This is a genomic window from Deltaproteobacteria bacterium (genome assembly GCA_009692615.1).
Taxonomy (GTDB): Bacteria; Desulfobacterota; Binatia; order UBA9968; family UBA9968; genus DP-20.
Map to the genome: position 1 here is coordinate 15660 of SHYW01000012.1, position 22468 is coordinate 38127.

Below are 22468 nucleotides of genomic sequence, written 5' to 3' on the forward strand. Positions count from 1 at the left end.
GCGATCGATCCGTTGGTCGACTAGACATTTCAAGGGTCGTAAAATTCGTTTAGGTTTGGGGGGTATATGGCGCTTTTTTTTCATTCCGACGACGTCGATGAATTTCTCTCTTTGACCGATGCGGTGCGCGTTGCCGAAGACGCGCTCGGTAACATCCCGGGGCGCCAGGGCGTCAACGCGCCGCGTAAGCGGCTCAATCTGCACCGCCAATTCGCCGAAGCAAGCTTCGACACCGTGCTCAACATCTACGCCGGCGGTTCGGCCAGCTATGGCGCCATCGGCGCGCAAGTGGCGCTTCATCGTAAGACTATCGAAGGCAACGTACAGAAAACCCCGCCGTACAATCCCGATCAGACCGAGCTGGCGCATCTCTACGATGTCGATACCGGGTCGCTACTGGCGATTATGGCGCACCGGCCGCGCCATGTGAAAGGTGTGGCGGATTTGCGAACGCCGGCTACCAGCCTGGTCGGACTCGATCGGTTGGCGCGCAAAGACGCGCGCCGCGTCGGCATCTACGGCTCGGGCAATCAGGCGATCTCGACGTTTATGGGGCTTACGGAAATGCGCCAGATTGATAAGGCCAAAGTCTACAGCCCGACGAAGGCGAACCGCGAGAAATTCGCAAGGATCATGAGCGAGAAAACCGGTGTGTCGATCGAAGCGGTGAGCGAGCCGAGGGCGGCGGCCAAGGATGTGGATATCATCTTGTGCATGACCAATACCATCGTGCCGGTCATCGACGGTTCATGGTTGGAAGAGGGGCAGTACATCATTTCGGTGGTCGGCAGCAATATTGAGTTGGTCAAGAGCGGCGCCCTCGACAAGCCGCGTCGCGAGATCGACGACGGCACGCTCAAGCGCTGCAGCTTCATTGTCGCGTTGTCGAAGGAACAAGCGATCGACTCGCAGCAGGGAGACATTTACTGGCCGGTAGAAAGCGGTGTTATCGGATGGGACAAGGTCGTTGAGATCGCCGATATTCTTGCCGGCAATGCGCCGGGACGAACCGACGATAAGCAGATCATACTTTATAAGAATCAGGGCGGGCAGGGAATCATCGATATCGCCCTGGCCAAACATCTCTACGAGTTGGCGCGGGAAAAAGGCATCGGCACCGAGCTGCCGATTCGCCCTCGACCGTCACACACGGGCACGGGATGGAGGGATTCATTTTGACCCAGTTATTCTTTCTCACGCGCGCTTTGGTTCTTCTCGCGTATTTCTTAGCTTGCGCTCCGGTTTCGTTGCACGCCGAGCCGGTGCGGATTTCCTATTCGGCGATTTCCTGGTTGATGACGCCGGTGTGGATGGCGGACGAGTTAGGCTTGTTCAAGAAGTATAATTTGGCAGCTCAGCTCATTTACATTCCGTCGAGCGCGACCAGCGTGCAATCGCTCTTGGGCGGCAGCGTTGACGTGATCACCCCTGGCAGCAGCGGTGTAGTGATCGCCGCCGCCCGCGGCGTGCCGGTCGTAGCGGTGGCCGCCTCGACCCGGCGCGCGCCGTTTACGCTTTTCACTCAACCCGAGATCGCCAGGCCCGAGGAGCTGAAAGGCAAGATTACCGGCGTCACGCGGTTTAACTCGACCACGCATATGCTGACCGTGCTGATCTTGCGCAAGCTCCATCTGGAGAATTTCGTTGCCGTGCGCCAGATGGGCGACGTGCCCGCCATGCATAACGCGTTCGAGCAAAAGCTTATCGCCGGCATGGTCAGTTCCTACCCTCCCAAGGCGCGCCATCGGGCGCTCACGGATGCGGTCGCGCTCGAGATTCCCTACGCCGGCAGCATGATGACCGTAACGCGAAGCTTTCTCCAGGAGCGGCGCGATACGGTGGAGCGGGTGCTGCGCGCCTACGTCGAAGGCATGGCGGCGTTCCTCGGCAACAAAGAGCGCGCCAAGAACATTCTGGCGAAGTACATGCGGCGTAATCAGCCGGAGTTCTTGGAAGAGACGTTTGACACCGCGGCAAAGTATCTCGAACCGATTCCACGCGTCGATCGGCGCATCGTGCCGGCGATTCTCGATTTCGCGGGCATGAAAGACGCTGACGCCGACGAAGTCGCGGCACGCGTGATCGACGATAGTGTGATCGACAAACTGCAAAAGGAAAAAGTCTTTGACAATTTATTCGGCAAAACCAGGTGAGCTGCCCGCATGGGCCGACGAAACGTCGGTTTGACAGGCGGGACGCAAAGATTGTAATGACTTTGACGAATGCGCGTTCTGCTTGAGTCTCACAAGTCGCTACCCGAGCATTAACGGTTAAAAGGCAGCCGGATCGAGGAGGATTATTTATGAGGAGCGCACATGACTTTAAGATCCCTGAGCACGATCCGGAATTGACCCACGTAGGTGCCGGGACTCCTGGTGGCGAGTTACTGCGCCGCTACTGGCAGCCGGTTGGTCTTTCAGAGGAGCTAAAGGATCTTCCCAAGCGCGTTCGCATTTTGGGCGAGGATCTTGTGGCTTTTCGGGACCGCAAGGGCAGGCCTGGCTTACTTTTTTTTCGTTGCAGCCACCGGGGCACGTCTTTGGAGTACGGGCGAATTGAGGATCGCGGACTACGCTGCTGCTATCACGGCTGGCTTTACGATGTCGAGGGCAATGTTCTCGACATGCCATTGGAGCCTGCGGAAAGCACCTTCAAAGAGCGCATCCAGCATCCATGTTATCCGGTTAAGGAATTTGGCGGTTTAGTTTTTGCCTACATGGGACCACTGGAAAAAATGCCCCAGTTCCCGATTTACGACGTGTGGACCAGAGAAGGTGGTTTTTTAAAACCTCGCATGGGTCCTAGAGTCGGGGGCGCGGTCAACTGCAATTGGCTTCAAAGCGAAGAAAACCTCATGGATGCGCTCCATGGTGTCTGGCTTCATACCGTTCATAGCGGACCACAGTTTCCAACCGATCTGCACAATACTCTGCCGGATGAGATTCAATACGAAGAGACCGAGATGGGCATGAGGTTCGTAATGACTAGGAAACTCCGCAACGGAAAGTGGTGGGATGTCATATGGGAAATGATCATGCCGCTCAATATTCATCTAACCTATACCGACGAGCCGAAGACCGAGAACGTCCGCTCCATTGCTTTTTGTGTCCCTGTGGACGATACGCATCAGATTGGCGCCAGTATCCGGTGGGTGCCGGAACGTGAGATAGAAGAAAAAACCGGACGTGAAAAATTGGCCCCTGGGGGCATTTCTGACAGGACCTATGAACATACTCAGAGGCATCCAGATGACAAAGAGGCGCAGGAAGGTCAGGGTCCGATCGCGATTCACGCTTTGGAACATATTGCGAGTTCCGATAAGGGCGTCATCATGTTCCGCAAGATTCTGCGAGAGGCTATCGATGCCGTAAGGGAAGGGAGAGACCCGAAAGGAATTATTAGAGATCCCCACAAAGCTAGCTGTGTTTCCACAACCGGAGGAAGTATCGTCAGGGACTGACAATACACAGTTCATTTCATGCAGCGACTCATAGACAAAATCGATTGTTGGTTGATTTTTGGGTTAATAGCCTTTTCTGGACCCGATTATCTGCAAGCCGCCGATAGCGGTCGCATCGGGGCCAGAATAGCTTTTACCACCACCGGAGCGATCCAGGCACCCTTTTATCTGGCGAAGGAGACCGGCCTTTTCAAAAAGCACGGTCTCGACGTAGAAGCGATCTATGCGCCAGGAAATATCGCCATGAGAGCCCTGGCTGCGGGCGAAGTGGACGTCATTGGTGGGTCGGGAGCGTTCCCGATTGTCGCTTCGCTGCAAGGCCTCGATAATGTAATTATTGCAGCGAGCCAGAAAATTTTGGATTATCAGCTGCTGGTGCTTCCTCGCCTTGAGAAGCCGGCGGATTTGATCGGCAAGAAGCTTGGTATAAGCACTTTTGGCACGGCCTCCGACTTTTCTCTTCGCGACATTTTACTTCAAGTGGGAATAGACCCGGGGAAGGTTGCCATCGTGCAAATTGGCGATACATCGACGCGACTCGCAGCTCTTCTGTCCGGTAACATTGACGGGACTATCCTCAATCCCCCAACCTCGTTTATGGCCCGAAAAAAAGGGCTACGAATTCTCTTGGACAGCGGTGAACTCCGGATGCCTTATATCGGCGGAGCGGCGATCACGCTAAGGCGGGTTATAAAAGATTCGCCGGAAAAACTTCGACGTTTCATGCGGGCCTATATCGAGGCTACTTATGTTTTTAAGAGCAACCAGGAAGTCGCTCTTGCAACCCTACAAAAATATTCTCGTATTGAGGACCGGGAGATACTCAATGAAACCTATGCTTACTATGTAACGCAGTTTCCCTTGCTGCCGTATCCAACGCGAGAGGGTATCTTGGCTGTCCTGAAATCCGTTGCCTCAAGAATTCCATCGGCAGCCGATGCGAAACCAGAGGCGTTCATCGACACGCGCTTTGTTGCCGAATTGGAACGGGACGGTTTTGTCGCGCGGCTCTCTGCAAAATAAGTGTATGGATTTCCGGCGGCGTCGGCCACTCTTATGGCGACGAATGCCTTTTATCCCGCTTTCCTGCGAAAATGGTTAGAACCAGGGACGACCTTGATTTCAATTCTGAGTCGAGATTTGTTTGACCGGCGGCGTGCTGTATCATGATTTTTACCAAGCCTTGAAAGTTGCAACCGAGAAACCTTAACACTAGGAGTATCAACCATGACGGAACGATCCGAAAGCGAAGTTCTGCTGCTCAACAATGCCGAGGTCGAAAAACTTCTCACCGTCGAGAGAGTCATCGCCGCCCTGGATGAGGCTTATCTCGAACTCGACAAAGGACTCACCGCTAACCGGCCGCGGACTTTTACTTTTTCACCAACCGATCATGGCCGTTTTGTGGCGAACACCCATGAGGGATTGATTAGGAGCAAGGGGGTCTACGACATTCGCATCGTGACCCACAGCCGGCCCGATCCGAAGGTCGATCCAAGCCGAGTCAATTATTTCCACGGGGCGCTCAATTGTTCGCTCGACATGCTTTACGATATCAACACCGGCAATCTGCTGGCGATCATTCACGACGGCTATTTGCAAAAAATGCGGGTGCAGGCGACCAACGCCATTGCCGCCCGCTATATGGCGAGAAAAAACACCAAGAGCATGGCGCTGATCGGTTCGGGCTGGCAGGCCACCGCGGCCATCGAATCGATGCGTCACGTGCGGCCCATCGCCAAAGTGAATGTTTTTAGCCGGAGCGCGGAAAATCGCCAAAGGTTCGTCCAACGCATGCGCGCTACCTACGGCGACATGGAAATCAACGATTGTGACAGCGCCGAGGCCGCCATCAAAGGCATGGATATGGTGGTTGCCGCGACCAACTCCAACGAAGCGGTGTGCCGGGGAGAGTGGCTCGAAAAAGGCATGCACTTGACCGGCGTGTTGCCCTACGAGTTCGATCTGGATTGTTACAAGAAGGCCGATTACCTGGTCATTTTTAACCGGCTGCATGGCCGGGACTACGCCTTGCGGCGCGGCCCCGAAGAAGAGCCGCTCGATATTCCGCCCCATGCGGCCTTGATAAAAGACGCGCCGGAAATCGCCGATCTGGTTTCGGAAAAAGTGCCGGGACGAAGGAGCGATGACGAGATTACTATCTTCGCCAACGGCGGGCATGGCTGGGGGCATGACGGCGGGCCAGGCTATGGCATTCAATTTACCGCCATGGCCAAATTGATTTACGATCTGGCGCGCGAGCGCGGCCTCGGACGCAAGCTGCCGCTGGAATGGTTTCAACAAGAGGTGAACTCTTAGAAAATATTAGCGCTCGCTCTTGCAACCAAGCCAAACCAGGGCTGGTATCGAATTCGAAAAAGGAAAGCTGTGAACATGAAGATGCGGCCGAGATTGCTGCTCGCCTTGTTGGGAACGGTTCTGCCCGCCACTCCCGCTTTCACTCAAGAGCGCGTGCGGATTTCCTACAGCTCGGTGGAGGCGCCCAACGCCAACTGGTTTATCGCCCATGATCGCCGGCTTTATCAGAAATACGGCGTCGACGCGGAATCGATATTTATCCCTAGCTCCAGTACCGTGATCAACGCGATCATCGGCGGCTCGGTTAAACTCGGCAACGGCACCGGTGGCGCGATCGCCAACGCTGTGGTGGCGGGCGCCAATCTCGTGGCGGTGGGAAGTTTCATCAACACTTTGCCTTACGAGCTGATTGTCCAACAGTCGATCAAATCGGCGGCGGACTTGAAGGGAAAAACCATCGGCATCGCGCGCATCGGCAGCGCCTCGGACGTCGCGGCGCGAGTGCTGATCAAAGGTTTAGGTTTAGACCCGGATAAGGATGTGGCGATCATTCAAGGCGGCGGCGGTTCGGAGCGAGTAGCGGCGTTTCGCGGCGGCAGAATCGCCGGGTTCCCATCGCCGCCTGGAATCATCCACTTAGCTAAGGGAATCCCGCATAGAGTTATGATCACCACCGCCGACCTGCCCAAGGGTTTGCCGTTCCCCTATGTTTGCGTGACCACTACCAAGAGCTATCTCGCGAGCAATCGTGAGACGGTCAAGCGAATTCTGATGGCGCTGATCGAGGCCACTCATTTCTTCAAGACCCGCAAGGAGGACAGCAAGCGGCTGCTGGCGAAGTATTCCAAGCAGGATAACGAGGCATTCTTAGAAGGCTCCTATGTCGGCAACGAACCGATCTACGAACGCGTCCCTTTGGTAACCCGGGAAGGGATGGAGATTCAGATCAAGGAAGCGATTGGGCGGCGTCCCAATGTCAACTTAAAGACTGACGACATCATCGACGACAGCCTGGTTTTGCAACTGGAAAAAGAAGGCTTCATCGAGCGGCTATATAGAAAGTGAGAGAAAAATCGTAATGCTGATTCTTCGCCCGGAAGAAGTGGAGGGATTGCTATCGATGACGGAAGCGGTTGACGCTGTCGAGCAAGCCTTCGCCGATTGGGGGAAATATCCGCAGATCAATCTCACTCGGCGCCGGCTCCACTTCGGCGACGCGCGGCTCAATTCAATGCCCGCTGCGTTGCCATCTCGTGAAAAAATCGGCCTGCGCATTCAGAGCGAGATTCTCGCCGTCAGCGGCGGCGTGCAAACCTATCCTTCGCGCAGCCCGCTGGTCGATGTCTTGTTCGACACGCGCAATGCCGCGCCGGTGGCGATGATCCTGTCCTCGACCCAGCGCGGCTTAACGAAAGAAGGTGTGCCACTGCGGACTTCCGATCTCATGACCGCGGCGATCAGCGCCGTCGGCACCAAGTGGATGAGCCGAAGCGACTGCGGAGAACTGCTTTTATTGGGTTCCGGCAAACAGGCACGCAATCACCTTCTGGCTTTGCGCGCCGTGCGAGATTTGAAACGCGTCAGGGTCTTCAGTCCGACGCCCCAACATCGGGTGCGCTTCGCCGAAGAAATGACCGCGGCGCTCGATCTCGATGTCATCCCAGTCGATGACGTGCGGGAAGCTTTCGGTCACGCCGATATCGTCCTGGCGGCCACCAATACCAACGTGCCGGCGTTTTCCGGCGGTTGGTTGCGCGACGGCATGCACGTCACGTCGATCGTCGGCAGCAACATCGGCATGGTCCAGGCCGGCGTGATTGCCCACAAGCGGCGCGAGCTCGACGACGAGACATTGCGGCGAGCGGCGCTGATCGGCATCGCATCGCGCGAGTTGGCGATACAGGATCAGCAGGGCGATATCTACGATCAAGTCCAGGCCGGACAGTTGAGCTGGGATGCGATTGCCGAACTGAGAGAAATTGTCGGCGGGCAGAAAAGCGGCCGAAACAGTCCGGCGGATATCACGGTATTTAAAAACAACGGCGGCCAGGGTATCGCCGAGCTGGCGATTGCCGACTTGATCCTCACGCGTGCGCGGGAGCAAAAACTTGGCATCGAGATAAACTGGGGTGAAGGCTACTAACGAGGAGGGATTATGAAAAATCTATTCCTGCGTGTCTCCGGGTTGCTGCTATTACTGGACTTCGGCTTGGTAACCGTCGCGTTCGCGCAGTTGACCAAGCTGCGCGCGGCATATTCCGCTGAAAGCTCGTGGTCGCTCGCGACCTGGGTGGCGCACGACGCCGGTCTCTACAGGAAATACGGTCTGGACGTCGATCTGGTTTTGATTCGCAGCGCGTCAACCATAACGTCGGCATTAATCGCCGGCGAGACGCCGATGATTCAGCTCGGTGGCAACGGCACTATTCAAGCCGCTTTGCAGGGCGCCGACACGGTCAACATTCTCACCTTGGTGCCGATCATCCCGCAGAGTTTAGTAGTGACGCCGGACATCAAAGGGACTGAGGACTTGAGAGGAAAACGTTTCGGCGTGAGCCGATTCGGCGCGCTGAGCGATTTGGTCATTCGCCGATACTTGAGAAAGTTCGGCTTGGACCCGGCGAAAGACGTTACGATTGTGCAAATCGGCGGCATCCCCGAACTGGTGACTGCGATGAAGGCGGGAGCCATCTCCGGCGGCTCGATCTCTCCACCGGCACTCACGGTGGCTAAAAAATTCGGCTTCAAAGAGCTGGCCGATTTCGAAAGCCTCGATTATAAATACCCGGCGGTGGCGATCGCTTCGACCAAGAGTTTTATCCAGCGCAATCGGCCGGCGGCGCTGAATTTCATCCGCGGCGAGATCGAGGGCATCCACGCCATTCGAACCCAGAAAAATTTTGCCATCAATGTCTTGAAGAAATATATGCGCATCAACGACGCGGATGTTCTCGAAGACGGCTATCGCTACGCGCTGAAGTTTTTTCAGCCACGGCCCTATCCGACCTTGGACGAAGTGAGAGCGGTGCTCGACGAATATAAAAGTTTGCCGCAAGCGGCCACTGCGAAGCCGGAGAATTTCATCGATTTAACCCTACTGCACGACCTGGAGAAGGAAAGATTCTTTGATAAATTTAAATAGTAGCAATAATAGCAACGGCGGCCGGGCGCAGATTGAATAATCCAGGCTGGCTTCCGCGCCTGATTGCGTCTAATCTGCTCGGCAGGATTGGCAGGAGGTCGAGGTGAAACCGGTATTTTCCCTTCCAACAATTTGCGTTCTGCTGGTATCGCTTGATGGGCCGGTGTTCGGCGCGGAGGCGAAACCATCCTGGCAAGTGACTTGGGAAAAGACCGTCGCCGCGGCAAAAAAAGAGGGAAAGCTGAATTTTTACGTCGGCCGTTACGGCAGCGAGCCGTTACTCAACGAGTTCCGCAAAGAATTTCCCGAAATAAAAATCGTCACGGTCAACGGCGCGGGCAATTCGCTGGGAACCAGAATCATCACCGAGAGCCGCGCCGGTCATGTGGTCGCCGATCTTTTCAGCGGCGGCGCCAATACCAACTACGAAGTGCTCTACGAAGGCAAAGTCCTCGACTCGATCAAGTCGCTGCTGGTTCTTCCCGAAGTGGTTGACGAGAGCAAGTGGTACGACGGACGAATTCGCTATACCGACACGGAGCAGCGCCATGTGCTGGTCTATATCGCCAATCCGACATCATCGGGATTTTACTTCAACACGAATCTGGTGAATCCCAAAGAGTTCAAATCGTACTGGGATTTGGTGGCGCCCAGGTGGAAAGGTAAATTCGTCTCGCAAGATCCGATGGGAACCGGCCTGGGCGCGTCGCTGCAGCACTACTATTATCATCCCGAGCTCGGCCCCGAGTTTATCAAGAAATTATTCGGCGACATGCAGCCGACATTCGGCCGCGATCGTCGCCAGATCACCGACTGGCTCGCCCAGGGTCGATACGCGCTGTGCGTCGGTTGCCGCGACACAGCGAAGGCGAAGTCCCAGGGACTGCCGGTGGACGAAATGGACCAAGTCGACTGGAAGGAAGGCGGCCACATCACCTCGGGCGGCGGCTCCATCAGTTTCATCAAAGGCGCGCCCAATCCCAACGTGGCGAAAGTCTTCGTCAACTGGTTTCTCTCCCGCCGCGGCCAAATCGCCTTGCAAAAATATCTCGACCTCTACGGTGAAGACGGCCCCAATTCGCGGCGTATCGATATTCCCAAAGACATGCTCGTCCCGGTCAACCGCATGCAAGCGGGCAAAAAATATTTCGACGTTGCCGATCCCAAGTACGCCGACATGACGCCGCTGTTCGATCTGCTCAAGCAGGTTGTGAAGGTGAAGGAGGGGAAGTAGGTTAATTAGCGAGTGATGCGTCAATGCAATTTGTTGTCCCGAAGTATCGACTGATAGCTATCGTTTCTATACCTCTTATCCTCGCGGTACTTTCCGTATCCGCTTGGGCTGGACCTCGATATGACACACCCGAGGCCACCATACAAACTTATATTGATGCGCTCCGGCGAGGTGATCAGCCAGCAGTCTCAGTGTGTTTTGAACCTGAAGCTCACGACTTCTACCTACCAGGACCAATTCCTATCGATCAATTTATTATCCGCAAGCGGATTGTGTATGGTCCTTCTGATGAAAAAAAGTGGAAAGGCGTGGGATATACGGCGCGTATGATTAGAGGAGATATTGGGTTAGAGGTCGAGGAGACTATAGATGGCACCAAGAACAGCTTCTATTACAGACTACGCCGCGTCCGAGGGCAGTGGAAAATAGTAGTGCTCGCGAGCGACACGAGGTAAAAGGGTTCTATTGGTGGTGATGTGTCAATGGCTACGTAGCCTTGTGTCCAAAGGGAATCGCATCTTGCGGTCTGATAAATATCGCAAACGAAGGGAATGACGATGCGTAGGGTTTATCACAAGTGCCACTTCTGTGAGGGAGCTGTTACGGAGAAAAAGATTACCGCGACTATCGTTGGGGCGAGACTATGGTGACGGTCATCAAGAACGTTCCCCCGGGTGTTTGTCAGAATTGTGGTGAACAGTATTTTAAGGCGGCCATCGTCAAAGCGATGGAGAGGGTCGCCCGGTCCAAGCGCAAGCCGAAAGAGATCTTACAAGTTCCCGTCCGTGAATTAAGAGTCGCTTGATGTACTCGATGTGGTTCGCTTCGTTCACCACATCCGACGATACTCGAACTCACCAACTCCCGTTCGGCGAGAATAGCAGGGAGATTTCGCTTGTTTCATCCAGCCACTGGTACGTGCCGCTGTGATCCCGCGGCGTGCAAAACGGCGCTATCAAGTCAGCAACCTGACGCCACGTTGCAGCTGTTAATGCGCAATGAAAATCGTTTGCACCCTTGGCTTGGGTGAGTCCTAGATCGCATGTGTCTGCCCGGAAACAGATTTGGCAGTGATTGACCGGCTCGACCATTGCTAGATGGTTTAAGCAAAGAGTTGTCAATTGTCCGGTTGCCAGGCGCAAGATATCTTGCCTAAACAGTTCCGCTTGCGTCCAGTCGAAATCGAAAATACGTAGGATGGGACAGTCTAGTGCACCGTCCGGCAAATATTCGATTCTCATTTTCGCCCACTATTAGTCTAACGATAGCTCCGAAGATTCCGTTTCTATCGTTTCAATGCGGCATAAACCTTCTCCGCCGTGATCGGCAGATCGACAATCCTCACGCCGCACGCATCCTGCACCGCGTTGGCGATCGCTGCTGCCGTCGGCACGTTGGGAATTTCCGCGATCGCTTTGCCTTGGTAGGGGATTGGGCCTGCGGGGGTTTCCATCAGAAATGTCGTTAGCTTCGGCACGTCAGCGATGCAGGCCATCTTGAACTCGCCGAGGTTGACCGTCGGCATTTTGCCGTCGACTAGAGAGTTATCTTCCATCAAGGCGAAGCCCATGCCGTTGATGATGCCGCCGTCGATCTGGCCGGTGTAGCTCAAGTGATTCAATACTGTCCCGGAGTCGTGCACGGTGGTGAGCTTGGTGACTTTCACTTGGCCGGTACCGAGATCGACTTCGACTTCGGCGACTTGAGCGGCAAACGACGTGATCGGCGCGCGCGCCGGTTCGTAGATGCTCAAGTGCGTCAGCGCGCCGCCGTTTTGCGCAATGGCGCCGCGGATCATGTCGGTGCACGACATCGGCTTCTGTCCTGGCACGTTGTAGCGGCCTTTCACTTCTTCAATCTGCTCGCGCTTGCAGCCAAACTTTGCCGCCGCCAGAACCAGCAACTTTTCTTTCAATTCCGTGACCGCTTGATAGGCGGCAGTGCCGACGCTGTTGGTCGACTTGCTGCCGCCGGTGCCGGAGTCGTAGGGCGAGCTGTCGGTGTCGCCGACGCGCACGCTGACGCGATCGCGCGGCAGGTCGAGGACTTCGCTGACGATTTGCTGGACAACCGTATGAATGCCGGGGCCGACATCGGGCACGCCGAGGTGAACGCTCAGACTGCCGTCGCTCGCGACGGTGATCGCCGCGCCGGATTTTCCCGCGCCTGAGGGACGCTCGTAAACGGCGACGCCGCGGCCGACATTCTTCGCCTTCGGTTTATTCCAGCCGGAAACTTCTAACGCCTTGCTCAGGGTTTCCTTGACGACGATGCCTTGGAGTTTTTGTCCGAAGGGCGTCGGGTCGCCGGCATTGAGCAGATTTAACATTCTAAACTTAACCGGATCGAGGCCGAGTTCGCGGGCGATGATGTCGATCTGCGATTCGACGGCGAAGGTCGTCTGCGGGCTGCCCGGCGTGCGCGTCTGAGTGCAGGGAACTTGATTGGTGTAGGCGCACAAAGTTTCGACTTGGATCGCCGGAAAGCGATAGTAGCTCGCGGCGCGCCGCGGCCCTTGGACGGTGACTTCGGCGTTGGCTTTCAACGCCGCGTAGCCGCCGCCGCTGAACACCGCTTTGATCGCCATGGCGCAAATTTTATTTTCGCCGTCGACGCCCGTGCGCAGCGTGATCACCGCCGGATGGCGATGCGAGATCGCCGTCACTTCTTCGGTGTATTCTAAAACCAGGCGCACGGCTTTGCCGGTTTTCTTGGCGAGGAAATAACAGATCGGTGCTTCGGCAACGGAAGTCTTGCCGCCGAAATCGCCGCCGACGGGAAGAATTTGAACGTTGACCTTCGACTCTTCGATGCCGACATCGCGGGCGAAGCGTGTGCGTAGCGAGAAGGGCGCCTTGTTCGACGCCCAGATTTCGACTCGGCCGTCGTCGTGGACTTGCACCGTGCAAGCGTGGGGTTCGATGTAGCCGTGAAAGCCCAGCGGCGTGCGAAAGGTATGTTCGAAAACCCGCGCGGCTTTTTTGAAGCCGGCGTCGACATCGCCGTTGGACCACTTGCCGTAGGACTGCACGTTGGGCAGATCGATCGCGCAGTCGGGCGCGTTCTTGTAGACCTTGGGGTTGTCATGCAATACCGGCGCCCCCACTTTGGTGGACTCAACCGGATCGGTGACGAAAGGCAGTTGCTGATATTCTACGTCGATCAGATTCAACGCCTCTTCGGCGATCTCGTCGCTATCCGCGGCGACGGCGGCCACCGGCTCGCCGGCGTAACGTACTTTGGCGTCGGCCAGCAGCGGCATGTCCTTCATGCGCAGTCCGACCATCACGCCTTTGACGTCGGCGCCGGTGATGATAGCACGCACGCCGCGCAGCTTCGCCGCTTTACTAGTGTCGATGCTGACAATGCGCGCATGAGGCAACGAAGTGCGCAGAATCTTCGCCGCCAAGGCATTGGGAAACTTCAGATCGGCGGCATAGCGCATGTTGCCGGAAACTTTATCCGCACCTTCGATGCGGGGAACTGCTCGGTTGACGCTTTTGTAGGCCATCCAGTCCTCCGGAACAGAGTTGGAGTGTTGGAGTACTGGAGTGTTGGGGTTCGGAACCCATCACTCCAGTACTCCATTACTCCAAGCGTTAGATCTTTACCTTGGTAAAAACCTTCAATGGATTCTTCTGAAAGATTTTCAGCTTGTCCTCGGCGCTCAAGAAACCCAGGCTGTCGATCACCGGGATCATGTCGTCGGACGCTTTGCCGGTGTCTTTGCGAATGGCGCCGCCGGAGCCGGGGGATTCGGTGCCGAAGAGAACTTGATCGACGCCGCGCTGTTTGATGGCGGCTTCGAGATAATTCACGTCGTAGACGCAGGAGTCGAAAAATAGGTTCTTGCTGAAATCGCCCTGGCCGACGTGATGGTCGTTGGCGATGAAGCGGTTGAGTCCTCCGCCGCAGTGGCAGATGACGATTTTCAATTTCGGAAAGGTCTGAAATATCTTGCTGTGGCTGTAGAGCTGCATGGCGACGAACTCTTCGAGATAATTGTTCATCTGATAGTTGGCCGGAATGATTTCCAAGCGCCGGTCGAAGGTCGTCGATGGATGGACCATCAGCGGGACATCGAGTTGCACGGCTTTGTCATAAAGCGGGTGCCAGTACTCTTCATGCACGCCGGGCGTCTGTTTGTCGCCGGCCGGATCGGGATTCAGATAGGCGCCGACGAAATTTAATTCCTTGATGCAGCGTTCGAACTCGGGGAGACAGAAGCGCGTGTCCTGATCGCGGCATTGCGGTAGCTGGGCCATGCCGCGGAAGCGGTCAGGATGCAATTTAACGATGCGCGCGATCACATTGTTGGTCGTCAGCGCCCAGAACTCTTGCAGGAACGGCCGCATCCAGTGCCACATGGCGATGGGGCGCGGGCCGATCAGCTGGACGTCGATGCCGCGATCGTCCATGAATTTTAAATGGCGCTGCTGGGCGGCTTCCAACTGTTCGTCGCTCATGTCGAGTTTGCGATTGGGCGTGTTTTGCGAGACGAGTTCGGCGAGAAACTGACGAAACACCGCGGGTGTGGTCATGTGACCGTGAACGTCAACGGTGATTTGTCCGTTATGCATTATGCCTCCTATTGGGTCTGATGGGTTTCTAGTTGTGGAGTGTCAATTGTGTTTTTGTCATGCCGGCGCAGGCCGGCATCCATCCTGGTGCCCGCCCCGCCATCCCTGGATTCCGGCCTGCGCCGGAATGACGGAATTGGGAGCGTCGTTAATCGTCTTCAGGCGCCGGCACTTGGTGCTTTAAAAAAATCTCTTTTCTTTGTTTAGCCGACTCGATGATCGCCAGGCAAACTTCCAACGTCGCCATGCCCCAGGGGCCGGTGTGGCGAATCGGTTTGTCGAGGACCACGGCGTTGTAAAGTTCCATCAGCTCGGCGCGGCGCGACGGACCGCCGCCGCCGATGAGCGGCACGTCCTTGGTGCCCTCGTCGCTGTGGACGAATAGGCCGTATTGGGACTGGCGGATGTCGCCTTTTTCACATGTCGCGACCAGGATGCCGAGATCGTTGGGCAGCCATGGTTTTACTTTGCTGCGGTCGCGGATTTCGCTTTCGTTGGCGCCACCGATGCGCATGGCGTCTTTGTCGGCATTTTCATCGCGCGTGCCGTCGAGCAACGATTTGCGCACGGCGGCGCGTTCGGCTTCGCTGTAGCGGCTGTTCTGTCCGCCCCATGGGACCAATTCAGAGGCGAGAAAATAGCCGTAGCCGTTGTGCATCAAAGTTGCCGGCGTGCCGTCTTCGAATTCCATGAAGCCGGAATAGTAACCGGGAATCGGCCGGCCTTTGAACCACGATCCAGTCGAACCGCGCACGCTGCGCACCATGCCGCCGCCGAGTAGACGCAAGGTGTCGATCTGATGCGGCCCTTGGCGGTAGGGCACGCCGCCGCCTTGGTTGATGTCGAGTTCGTCCGCCGTGCGCGGCCGCAGCATCCAATCGGTGTAGGCCCACACATGCATCGCGCACAGCCGGCCGAGTTCGCCGGAGCGGATAATCTTGCGCATGGTTCTAATATGCGGGCCGAAGCTTTGGGTATGGCCGCAGAGTAATTTGATTTTATTCTTGATCGTCGCCTCGATCATCTTTTCCGCTTCGGCTAACGAGATTGCCATGGGTTTTTCGACGACAACGTGTTTGCCGGCGTTGGCGGCGATGATCGTGTGGGCGGCGTGAAAGCGATTGGGCGTCGATATCCAAACCGTTTCGACATCGGGATCGGCGCACATTTTTTCGACGCTGTCATAGGTTTTGGCGCCGTAGCGCTGGCGAAAGATTTCGAGCACACGCGGATTGACATCCGCCGCCGCCGCCAGTTCGAACTCCGGGATTTGCTCCATCGCCGGCAAGATCTCCGAGGCGCCGACGCCGATGCCGACGATGCCGAGCTTGAGCTTTCTAATTGGAGTTTCGTTAGCCATATTTCTACTTTCGTTGTGGGAACGCCTCTTTAGTTACCAGGAGTCGCACCCTGCCGCAAGCAATTGTGGGCGCTGGTAGTGGTTCAGTTTCGCCTGAAGGGGCGTCCATTAGCCGGTAGAACTGTGTGTCCGCCCGTTCGGAGGGCCGACACGCAGGTCGGCCCCTACAGTGAGATGCGATGTTAAAAACAAACTGAACCACAACCTGGGGGCTTCGCCGTTGGATCGCTGCTATCTACTTTTAATTGACACTTTTCAAGAAGATTGACAGCGGGAAACTTGGACAACGACACACACACGCCAGTATGTAGTTCTGTTGCGAGCGTGCATTGCATTCGGCAATATTTTCCATGCATACTTATCTCCAATGAAAGTCACAGGGGTGATCTAGCTCAGAGAAATCGTTGGCAAGCTGGCGCGGAAGCATAATCTAACGACCGATGAGGTTGAAGACGCCTTGCGCTCTGTACGGCGTTTCCGTTTTATTGAGACCGGAGACGTGGCCGGTGAAGACCTGTATGCGGCGTTGGGCAGAACGGCGGCGGGACGTTGCCTTATCGTTTACTTTGTGTACAAGAGGACGGGAGAAGCTTTGATTATCAGCGCCAGGAACATGACCAGGAAGGAAAAAAAATGTTATGCCAAAAAATAGCAATGCGCGAGATTCCATTCCAAAGCACTTCAAGAACGTGGCCACCGCGTCGGCTTTTTGGGACAGTCATGATTTAACGGACTACTTGGACCAGACCCGGGAAGTAAAAGCTGACGTTGATATCCGCCGCCGGGTTTTCTTGACAGCATTGGAGCCGGGGCTTGCCAAAAAGTTAATCGTCTGCGCCCGCAAACAAGGCGTCTCAACCGAGACTCTCATCAATGTCTGGCTGACTGAGAAAGTATCGGCCACAAGATAGGGCGGCGGAACGCGGTTAATAGTCCCATCTCTCAACTTACCTTATAAAACTCCGCACAATTGTCCCAAAGTACCTTCCGTTTATCGGCGTCGGTGATTTTTAGTTCAAGAAAACATTCCACGGCGTGGGGATATTTGGAATCGCCGTGGGGATAATCGGTGGAGAAGACCAAGCGGTCGGCGCCGATGTAGTCGATGACATATTTGACGCCGGCTTCGTCGGGTTCGACGGAGACGAAGACTTGGCGTTTGAAATAGTCGCTCGGTTTCATCGTCATTTCGGGTGCCCAGACATCGCCTTCGCGCTCCCAGCCTTCGTCCAAACGCCACAACAGCCACGGCAGCCAAGTGCAGTTGGCTTCAAGAAACGCCACGCGCAATTTGGGATGACGGGCGAGCACGCCGCCGGAGCAGACAGCGACCAGGCCGAGCATCTGTTCCATCGGTTGGGCGACGGCGCGGCGCAACATGAAGTTGGGCTCGAACCAATCGCCGGTCTGGCGCCCGGCCGAGGAAGACGACTCGTGAAAGCCGACGGGCACGGCAAGCTCTTCCAGAGTGTTCCATAACGGTTCGTAATAAGCGTCATGCCAATTGCGGTCGTTGAGAATATTTGAACGCAAGAAAACCGCGCGGAAGCCCAGTTCTTTAACGCACCGTTTGGCTTCGCTGACGGCATCGTCGATGTCGAAGGTCGAAAGCATGCCGGCGCCGAGCAGGCGGTTGGGATTCTTCGCGCAGAAATCGTAGAGCCAGTTGTTGTAGGCGCGCGCCAAGGCGGCGGCGAAGTTGGGCTCCATATGCGGTTCGCTCAAGACGTTCAAGCCACGGGTCGGGTAAAGCACGGCGACGTCGATGCCTTCGATGTCCATGGCTTCGAGCTGCACTTCGGCGCTCCAAGCGCGCTCGGAGTGATCGCGATAAATATCTTGGTTCTTGGTGAAATTGCGGCCGCGGTTGGGTGCGCCGCTGCGCGCGTTAGTCTTTGATCGGTAGATGCCCCACGGCCGACCGTCGGGGTGGGCCATGCGCAGATCGCGAACGTTCTCGCTGGTCAGACCGCGCGGCGCGATGGCTTTGAACTTGCCGTCGATGTAGCGATCCCACAAATCCACCGGCTCCATCAGATGCATGTCGCTATCTAAAACTTTCATGCCGTTTTTGGTCATCTGAATCTCCTTCATATCGATTTTCAAACTTATTGTCTGGGGCGAGGATGGGCAAGGCGCGCCTTGCCCCTACGCCATTGCGATCGGTCTGTGCCGATTGACGATCGATACATCAGCGCTCGCATTTGTGTCAACGTATCTGTTAAATTGTTTTGCGGTGGGAGAGACCATGCAGTTGTTGTGTGCAATATTTCTAATCTTGAATTTTTTCGTCGGCGGCTCGGTATTCGGCCAAGGGCCGAGCAAGGCCGCGGCAAAGTCGATCACGGTCTACCAAGACCCCGGCTGAGGCTGCTGCTCGGGGTGGGTCGGGCACCTGCAAGCGAATGGTTTCAAAATCGAGAAGAAAAATGTCATGAGCAGCAAGCTCGTCGATGTGAAGATCAAGCACAAGGTTCCTGAGAAATTGCGCTCCTGTCATACCGCGGTGATCGATGGTTATGTGATCGAAGGTCACGTGCCGGCGGATGTGATCGATAAACTACTCAAAGAAAAGCCGGCCGTTCTTGGTCTCGCCGTCCCTGGCATGCCGATCGGTTCGCCGGGCATGGAAGGCGGCAAGCCGGAGCCCTACACGGTTTATACTTTCGACAAAGACGGTAAGACCGCGGTGTACGCGAAACGGTGAAGACGCGTGGGGAGATGGAGTATTGGAGTGATGGAGTAATGGTTATTCGGACATTGTCACAGGTCGCGGTGTGCTTTCTCGTCGTGATTCTCAGCGCTGGACTGTCGTTGGCGCAGGAAAAGAAGAATATCCGCATGGTCTTCGTCAGCTTGGCGTGGAACAGCGAGATTCCTTTCCGCGCGGCGTTGGCGCGCGGCTTCTTCAAGCAGCAAGGGTTGCAGATCGAGCCGATCTTGATTCGCGGCGGGCCGGCGGCGATTTCGGCTCTGGTTTCGGGCGAGGTCGATTTCGCCAGCATCGGCGGCGCCCAGGCGGTTTTTCGTAGCCGATCGCGGGGCTTGGATCTGGCCATCGTCGGCTGCACTTCGAGTACGACTAACTATATCTTGCTCGGCAACAAACAGACCCGCACGGTGGAGGATCTTCGGGGCAAAATGATCGGCGTCACCGGCGCCGGCACCTACTCGGAATTCGCCATGAAAGCGTTCCTCAAGAAGCACAACATCAATCCGGACAAGGACGTTACGCTCAGGGCCATCGGCGGCACCGTGCTGCGCGCGGCGGCCATCGAGAAAGGGATTATCGCCGCGGCGCCGTTCTCACCGGAGGATGGCGTTCGGCTGATCAAAGCCGGCTATTCGGTGATCAGCAACTTGAGCGAATCGCTGGGCATTCCGCAGAATATTATCGTCACGCGCAATGAAGTTTTGGAAAAATATCCCGACATGAGCAGACGGGTGCTCAAGGGCTACATCCAAGGGATGCAGCTGGCCAAGTTCAACAAAAAAGAGGCGATCAAGGCGGGATACGATGCCGGATTGCAAGGTGATGCGGAAATCGTCAGCGCCGCGTGGGATCTTTACTCGCCCGGTTTGACGGCTGATCTTTCGATCGTCACCGCGGGACTCCAGCAGATGCTTGACGAAGATATTCGCGCCGGCTTGGTCGACAAAAACTTTACCTTGGACCGAGTGATCAACGACCGCATTTTAAAAATCGCCCAGCAGGAACTTCGCGCCGAGGGCAAGCTGAGACAGTAAGTGGCGGTCATCATGCGCAGAACTTTGGCGATTCGAATCTTGACATCGGTCCTGATGGCCCTATCGGTCGCATCGCTGGTCTCCGCCCAGGAAAAGAAAAATCTCCCGGTCGTTTTCACCGGCTTGGCTTGGAACAGCGAGCTGCCGTTTCGCGTGGCGTTGGCGCGCGGCTTTTTCAAAGCGCAAGGTCTCGAAATCCAGCCGAACTTCGTGCGCGGCGGGCCGATGGCATTGGCGGCGTTGTCGTCGGGCGACGTGAACTTCGCCGAGATCGGCGGTGCGCAGGCCGTGATGCGCAGCCGAGCGCGTGGTCTAGAGGTGTCGATCATCGCTTCCATCGCCAACGCGACGACGTTTCAGTTGATTGGCGGCCGAGCCGCGCGCAGCCTCGAAGACTTGAAAGGGAAGATTATCGGCATCACCGGCGCGGGGGCGTTTTCCGACTTTGCCATGAGAACGTTTCTGCGCGTCAAGGGCATCGATCCGGACAAGGATGTGACGCTGCGCGCCGTCGGCGGCGGCAGTGGGCGCATTAGCGCTTTGGAAAAGGGTATCATTGCCGCGGCGCCGTTTTCGCCGGAAGACACCGTAAGACTGCTGCGTCTCGGCTATCCAATGATCGCCAACATGGGCGACAGTTTGAACATTCCACAAAGTATCGTCGTCACGCGCAATGATGTGCTGGTGAAAACGCCGGATACCGCCAAGCGATTTCTAAAAGCATTGCTGCTTGGCATGCAGCACGCCAAATCCAACAAAGCCGACGCGATCAAAGCCGGATACGAGGGCGGACTTCAAGGCGAGCCGGATATCGTCAACCAGGCTTACGACCTTTTTGTGCCGGCCTTTTCCGCAGATCTTTCGTTTAACCTTGCTGGTTTTCAGTTCATGCTCGATGAAGACAAGCGCGCCGGTCTGGTCGATGCCAAGTTTACCCTCGAGCGCGTGCTTAACGACCGTGTTTTAAAAACCGCTCAGCAAGAACTGCGCGCCGAGGGGCGGCTCAAGTAGGCCGTGGCGGAATCGATAGTAGAGCCGAAGCTGACCTTGCGGCAAGTAGCGTGCGAGCGCGCCGCGCCGGCAAAGTTGTGGCGCATCGTCTGGAGTGTGAGCAATCTGGCGGCGGATGCTTTAACAATCATCTCGGTGCGCTTGCCCCACGGGAAGTTCAAAGCGGCTGAGCGGTCTTTCGCTCCGGCGTTTGAATTGGCAGCGGGCGCAACCAAGGAGTTCATAAGTCACGTGGATTGCGACGAACCGGCGGGACTGGTGACGGAAAACGCCTTCGTTATTATTCATTGCCAGTGGCGCGGTGCGGCATGGCGGATTTTTGTGCGCATCCGCGTAAAAGTCAATGCCGCCGGCGCGCCGGCAGCGGCGACCGAGCTGATCACGACACAGAGAATTGGATTTTCCGGAATCCCGAATTGAGGTCAACCGACATGGCGAGCAAGGAAGACGATCTTTACATTCTCAAACGGATGCGTGGCTGACATAGCAATTGAGGCGTCGGCTTCGAAGAGACCACGGGTATGGTCTCAAACGCGGTTAAAATGGCGCAGCATGATGTCCTCGCGGCGCTCGAACGTTTGCGCACCGAGCACGGTGACGATGCCGAATATAAAAAGCTTCGGAAAGAGCTGCCGAAGGAGTGGCCGATCTGAGATCCGTTTCGAATCTTTTTCTTCCCCCTCGACGGGGGAAGATTAAGATGGGGGTGATTCGGGATCGATTCTACTTGGTGAAAATTACTTTTAGCTGACGTAAGTTCAAATCCGCCACGCCGCTCCAGAATTCTCTCTTTCCCGTCATCGCTTGAACATGGCCGTCCCATTCCAAAGTGAAAGCCGTCAGTCCAAGCTTTACCGCGGCGCGGATTTTATATTGCGTCGCTTCGTCGGAGGCGAGTTGGCGGATGGCGTCGATCTGCCGGCTGCCGTGGCCTTCGTCTTGGGCGGCGTGGAGTTGATAGGTGGCCGCGGCGCGCGGTGAGAAGCCATAGTGGCCGGTCAGTTCGCGATAAACCTTCTCGGAGATTTTTCCCGCGCCGCCGAGCTGGCTCTCGACGAAGGCGAGCATGGCGACGCCTTCGAGCGCCGAGCGGCGTTGGCAACAGCCGACGATCATTTCGATGGCCGCCAGAGTTCCCGGCGCTGGTTCGGCGTTGTCCGCTTGTTCGCGCGAGATGCCGCCTTCTTCGAGAAACTGCAACATGATGTCGACGTGGGTAAGCTTGCCACCCAACTCCTCCATGAAGTTTTCCAGCACGGTGGCCATCACTTCATATTCTTTCGCCGACACGGCGTTGATCGCCATGTGGCCGAAGAAGATCGGATTGGTGCGCACGCGCAGATAGTGCTGCACTTCGCCGAGAATAATTTGCTCCTTGGTCCAGCGATGCTTGATGATGCCGTCGAACCAAGGATGCTGCTCCATCGGCACCTCGGCGGCGTAGCTCCACAGTTCGTCGATAAATGCGTCGGGCTTCATGAGCCTGCATCTATCGCAGCGGATAAAGAATGTCTAGTTGGTAAATGTTTGCCAAATGGTTGAATGAAATCACGGGGCGGTGGTAAGTAGTTTGAATAGTTGTGTCCCGCTTGGTTGTTCCATAATAGGGTAAGGG

At 56.1% G+C, this 22468-nt stretch carries 20 protein-coding genes and 1 pseudogene; 16 read left to right on the forward strand and 5 right to left on the reverse strand.

Going from position 1 to position 22468, the window contains the following annotated elements; genetic code table 11:
- Positions 1–66 precede the first annotated feature (66 nt).
- The 10 genes from EXR70_04500 (at position 67) to EXR70_04545 (ending at position 10960) form a co-directional block, all read left to right on the forward strand.
- Complete coding sequence (locus tag EXR70_04500; protein MSP37732.1) at positions 67–1179, forward strand: ornithine cyclodeaminase family protein; 1113 nt, start codon at positions 67–69, stop codon at positions 1177–1179.
- Positions 1161–2153, forward strand: coding sequence for an ABC transporter substrate-binding protein (locus tag EXR70_04505; GenBank protein ID MSP37733.1), 993 nt, complete (start codon positions 1161–1163; stop codon positions 2151–2153). Before EXR70_04500 ends, EXR70_04505 begins: the two co-directional genes overlap by 19 nt.
- 149 nt (positions 2154–2302) lie before the next feature.
- The gene (locus EXR70_04510) at positions 2303–3460 is read left to right on the forward strand and encodes an aromatic ring-hydroxylating dioxygenase subunit alpha (protein MSP37734.1); all 1158 of its coding nucleotides are present in this window, start codon (positions 2303–2305) and stop codon (positions 3458–3460) included.
- Between the two features lie 18 nt (positions 3461–3478).
- Positions 3479–4483 (forward strand): hypothetical protein, encoded by a 1005-nt coding sequence (locus tag EXR70_04515; GenBank protein ID MSP37735.1) that lies wholly within the window; start codon positions 3479–3481, stop codon positions 4481–4483.
- A 204-nt stretch (positions 4484–4687) separates the two neighbouring features.
- Entirely contained in the window at positions 4688–5779 is a 1092-nt protein-coding gene (locus EXR70_04520) for an ornithine cyclodeaminase family protein (protein ID MSP37736.1), read from the forward strand.
- 75 nt (positions 5780–5854) lie between these two features.
- Positions 5855–6844, forward strand: coding sequence for an ABC transporter substrate-binding protein (locus tag EXR70_04525; protein ID MSP37737.1), 990 nt, complete (start codon positions 5855–5857; stop codon positions 6842–6844).
- 13 nt (positions 6845–6857) lie between these two features.
- On the forward strand, positions 6858–7922 hold the full coding sequence (locus tag EXR70_04530; protein MSP37738.1) for an ornithine cyclodeaminase family protein: 1065 nt from the start codon (positions 6858–6860) through the stop codon (positions 7920–7922).
- Between the two features lie 12 nt (positions 7923–7934).
- Positions 7935–8921 carry an ABC transporter substrate-binding protein gene (locus tag EXR70_04535; GenBank protein MSP37739.1) on the forward strand — a complete coding sequence of 329 codons (987 nt, stop codon included), beginning with the start codon at positions 7935–7937 and terminating at the stop codon, positions 8919–8921.
- A 103-nt stretch (positions 8922–9024) separates the two neighbouring features.
- Positions 9025–10155, forward strand: a complete 1131-nt coding sequence (locus EXR70_04540; protein ID MSP37740.1) for an extracellular solute-binding protein — start codon at positions 9025–9027, stop codon at positions 10153–10155.
- A gap of 643 nt (positions 10156–10798) precedes the next feature.
- Positions 10799–10960, forward strand: a complete 162-nt coding sequence (locus tag EXR70_04545; protein MSP37741.1) for a YgiT-type zinc finger protein — start codon at positions 10799–10801, stop codon at positions 10958–10960.
- 480 nt (positions 10961–11440) lie between these two features.
- Here the strand turns inward: EXR70_04545 and EXR70_04550 are convergent, their stop codons facing one another.
- The 3 genes from EXR70_04550 to EXR70_04560 form a co-directional block, all read right to left on the reverse strand.
- A complete protein-coding gene (locus tag EXR70_04550) occupies positions 11441–13666 on the reverse strand; it encodes a xanthine dehydrogenase family protein molybdopterin-binding subunit (protein ID MSP37742.1) in 2226 nt (741 codons plus the stop codon).
- An 88-nt stretch (positions 13667–13754) separates the two neighbouring features.
- Complete coding sequence (locus tag EXR70_04555) at positions 13755–14735, reverse strand: amidohydrolase (protein ID MSP37743.1); 981 nt, start codon at positions 14733–14735, stop codon at positions 13755–13757.
- Between the two features lie 148 nt (positions 14736–14883).
- Positions 14884–16095: a Gfo/Idh/MocA family oxidoreductase gene (locus EXR70_04560; GenBank protein ID MSP37744.1), complete on the reverse strand. Its 1212-nt coding sequence runs from the start codon at positions 16093–16095 to the stop codon at positions 14884–14886.
- A gap of 367 nt (positions 16096–16462) precedes the next feature.
- Here EXR70_04560 and EXR70_04565 point away from each other — a divergent pair.
- Together EXR70_04565 and EXR70_04570 are read left to right on the forward strand one after the other, a co-directional pair.
- A pseudogene (locus EXR70_04565) lies at positions 16463–16747 on the forward strand (BrnT family toxin).
- Entirely contained in the window at positions 16734–17006 is a 273-nt protein-coding gene (locus EXR70_04570; GenBank protein ID MSP37745.1) for a hypothetical protein, read from the forward strand. The pseudogene EXR70_04565 and the gene EXR70_04570 overlap by 14 nt, the downstream one beginning before the upstream one ends.
- Before the next feature lie 31 nt (positions 17007–17037).
- Here EXR70_04570 and EXR70_04575 read toward each other — a convergent pair whose 3' ends face one another.
- A complete protein-coding gene (locus tag EXR70_04575) occupies positions 17038–18189 on the reverse strand; it encodes an amidohydrolase (protein MSP37746.1) in 1152 nt (383 codons plus the stop codon).
- Between the two features lie 340 nt (positions 18190–18529).
- Here EXR70_04575 and EXR70_04580 point away from each other — a divergent pair, with 340 nt between their 5' ends.
- From EXR70_04580 to EXR70_04595, 4 genes are all read left to right on the forward strand, one after another.
- Positions 18530–18802 (forward strand): CopG family transcriptional regulator, encoded by a 273-nt coding sequence (locus EXR70_04580; protein ID MSP37747.1) that lies wholly within the window; start codon positions 18530–18532, stop codon positions 18800–18802.
- Positions 18803–18816: 14 nt separating this feature from the next.
- Positions 18817–19842 (forward strand): ABC transporter substrate-binding protein, encoded by a 1026-nt coding sequence (locus tag EXR70_04585; GenBank protein MSP37748.1) that lies wholly within the window; start codon positions 18817–18819, stop codon positions 19840–19842.
- A gap of 12 nt (positions 19843–19854) precedes the next feature.
- Positions 19855–20853 (forward strand): ABC transporter substrate-binding protein, encoded by a 999-nt coding sequence (locus EXR70_04590; protein ID MSP37749.1) that lies wholly within the window; start codon positions 19855–19857, stop codon positions 20851–20853.
- 75 nt (positions 20854–20928) lie between these two features.
- On the forward strand, positions 20929–21273 hold the full coding sequence (locus EXR70_04595; protein MSP37750.1) for a hypothetical protein: 345 nt from the start codon (positions 20929–20931) through the stop codon (positions 21271–21273).
- Positions 21274–21576: 303 nt separating this feature from the next.
- On the opposite strand, the gene EXR70_04600 is transcribed toward EXR70_04595, so the two are convergent.
- Positions 21577–22332 (reverse strand): hypothetical protein, encoded by a 756-nt coding sequence (locus EXR70_04600; protein MSP37751.1) that lies wholly within the window; start codon positions 22330–22332, stop codon positions 21577–21579.
- Positions 22333–22468: the final 136 nt, after the last annotated feature.

Bases quoted from the DNA above. Each gene is read 5' to 3' on its own strand.
- EXR70_04500 (MSP37732.1), top strand. From the start codon at position 67: ATGGCGCTTTTTTTTCATTCCGACGACGTCGATGAATTTCTCTCTTTG.
- EXR70_04505 (MSP37733.1), top strand. From the start codon at position 1,161: ATGGAGGGATTCATTTTGACCCAGTTATTCTTTCTCACGCGCGCTTTG.
- EXR70_04510 (MSP37734.1), top strand. From the start codon at position 2,303: ATGAGGAGCGCACATGACTTTAAGATCCCTGAGCACGATCCGGAATTG.
- EXR70_04515 (MSP37735.1), top strand. From the start codon at position 3,479: ATGCAGCGACTCATAGACAAAATCGATTGTTGGTTGATTTTTGGGTTA.
- EXR70_04520 (MSP37736.1), top strand. From the start codon at position 4,688: ATGACGGAACGATCCGAAAGCGAAGTTCTGCTGCTCAACAATGCCGAG.
- EXR70_04525 (MSP37737.1), top strand. From the start codon at position 5,855: ATGAAGATGCGGCCGAGATTGCTGCTCGCCTTGTTGGGAACGGTTCTG.
- EXR70_04530 (MSP37738.1), top strand. From the start codon at position 6,858: ATGCTGATTCTTCGCCCGGAAGAAGTGGAGGGATTGCTATCGATGACG.
- EXR70_04535 (MSP37739.1), top strand. From the start codon at position 7,935: ATGAAAAATCTATTCCTGCGTGTCTCCGGGTTGCTGCTATTACTGGAC.
- EXR70_04545 (MSP37741.1), top strand. From the start codon at position 10,799: ATGGTGACGGTCATCAAGAACGTTCCCCCGGGTGTTTGTCAGAATTGT.
- EXR70_04550 (MSP37742.1), bottom strand. From the start codon at position 13,666: ATGGCCTACAAAAGCGTCAACCGAGCAGTTCCCCGCATCGAAGGTGCG.
- EXR70_04555 (MSP37743.1), bottom strand. From the start codon at position 14,735: ATGCATAACGGACAAATCACCGTTGACGTTCACGGTCACATGACCACA.
- EXR70_04560 (MSP37744.1), bottom strand. From the start codon at position 16,095: ATGGCTAACGAAACTCCAATTAGAAAGCTCAAGCTCGGCATCGTCGGC.
- EXR70_04570 (MSP37745.1), top strand. From the start codon at position 16,734: ATGCCAAAAAATAGCAATGCGCGAGATTCCATTCCAAAGCACTTCAAG.
- EXR70_04575 (MSP37746.1), bottom strand. From the start codon at position 18,189: ATGAAGGAGATTCAGATGACCAAAAACGGCATGAAAGTTTTAGATAGC.
- EXR70_04580 (MSP37747.1), top strand. From the start codon at position 18,530: ATGAGCAGCAAGCTCGTCGATGTGAAGATCAAGCACAAGGTTCCTGAG.
- EXR70_04585 (MSP37748.1), top strand. From the start codon at position 18,817: ATGGAGTATTGGAGTGATGGAGTAATGGTTATTCGGACATTGTCACAG.
- EXR70_04590 (MSP37749.1), top strand. From the start codon at position 19,855: ATGCGCAGAACTTTGGCGATTCGAATCTTGACATCGGTCCTGATGGCC.
- EXR70_04600 (MSP37751.1), bottom strand. From the start codon at position 22,332: ATGAAGCCCGACGCATTTATCGACGAACTGTGGAGCTACGCCGCCGAG.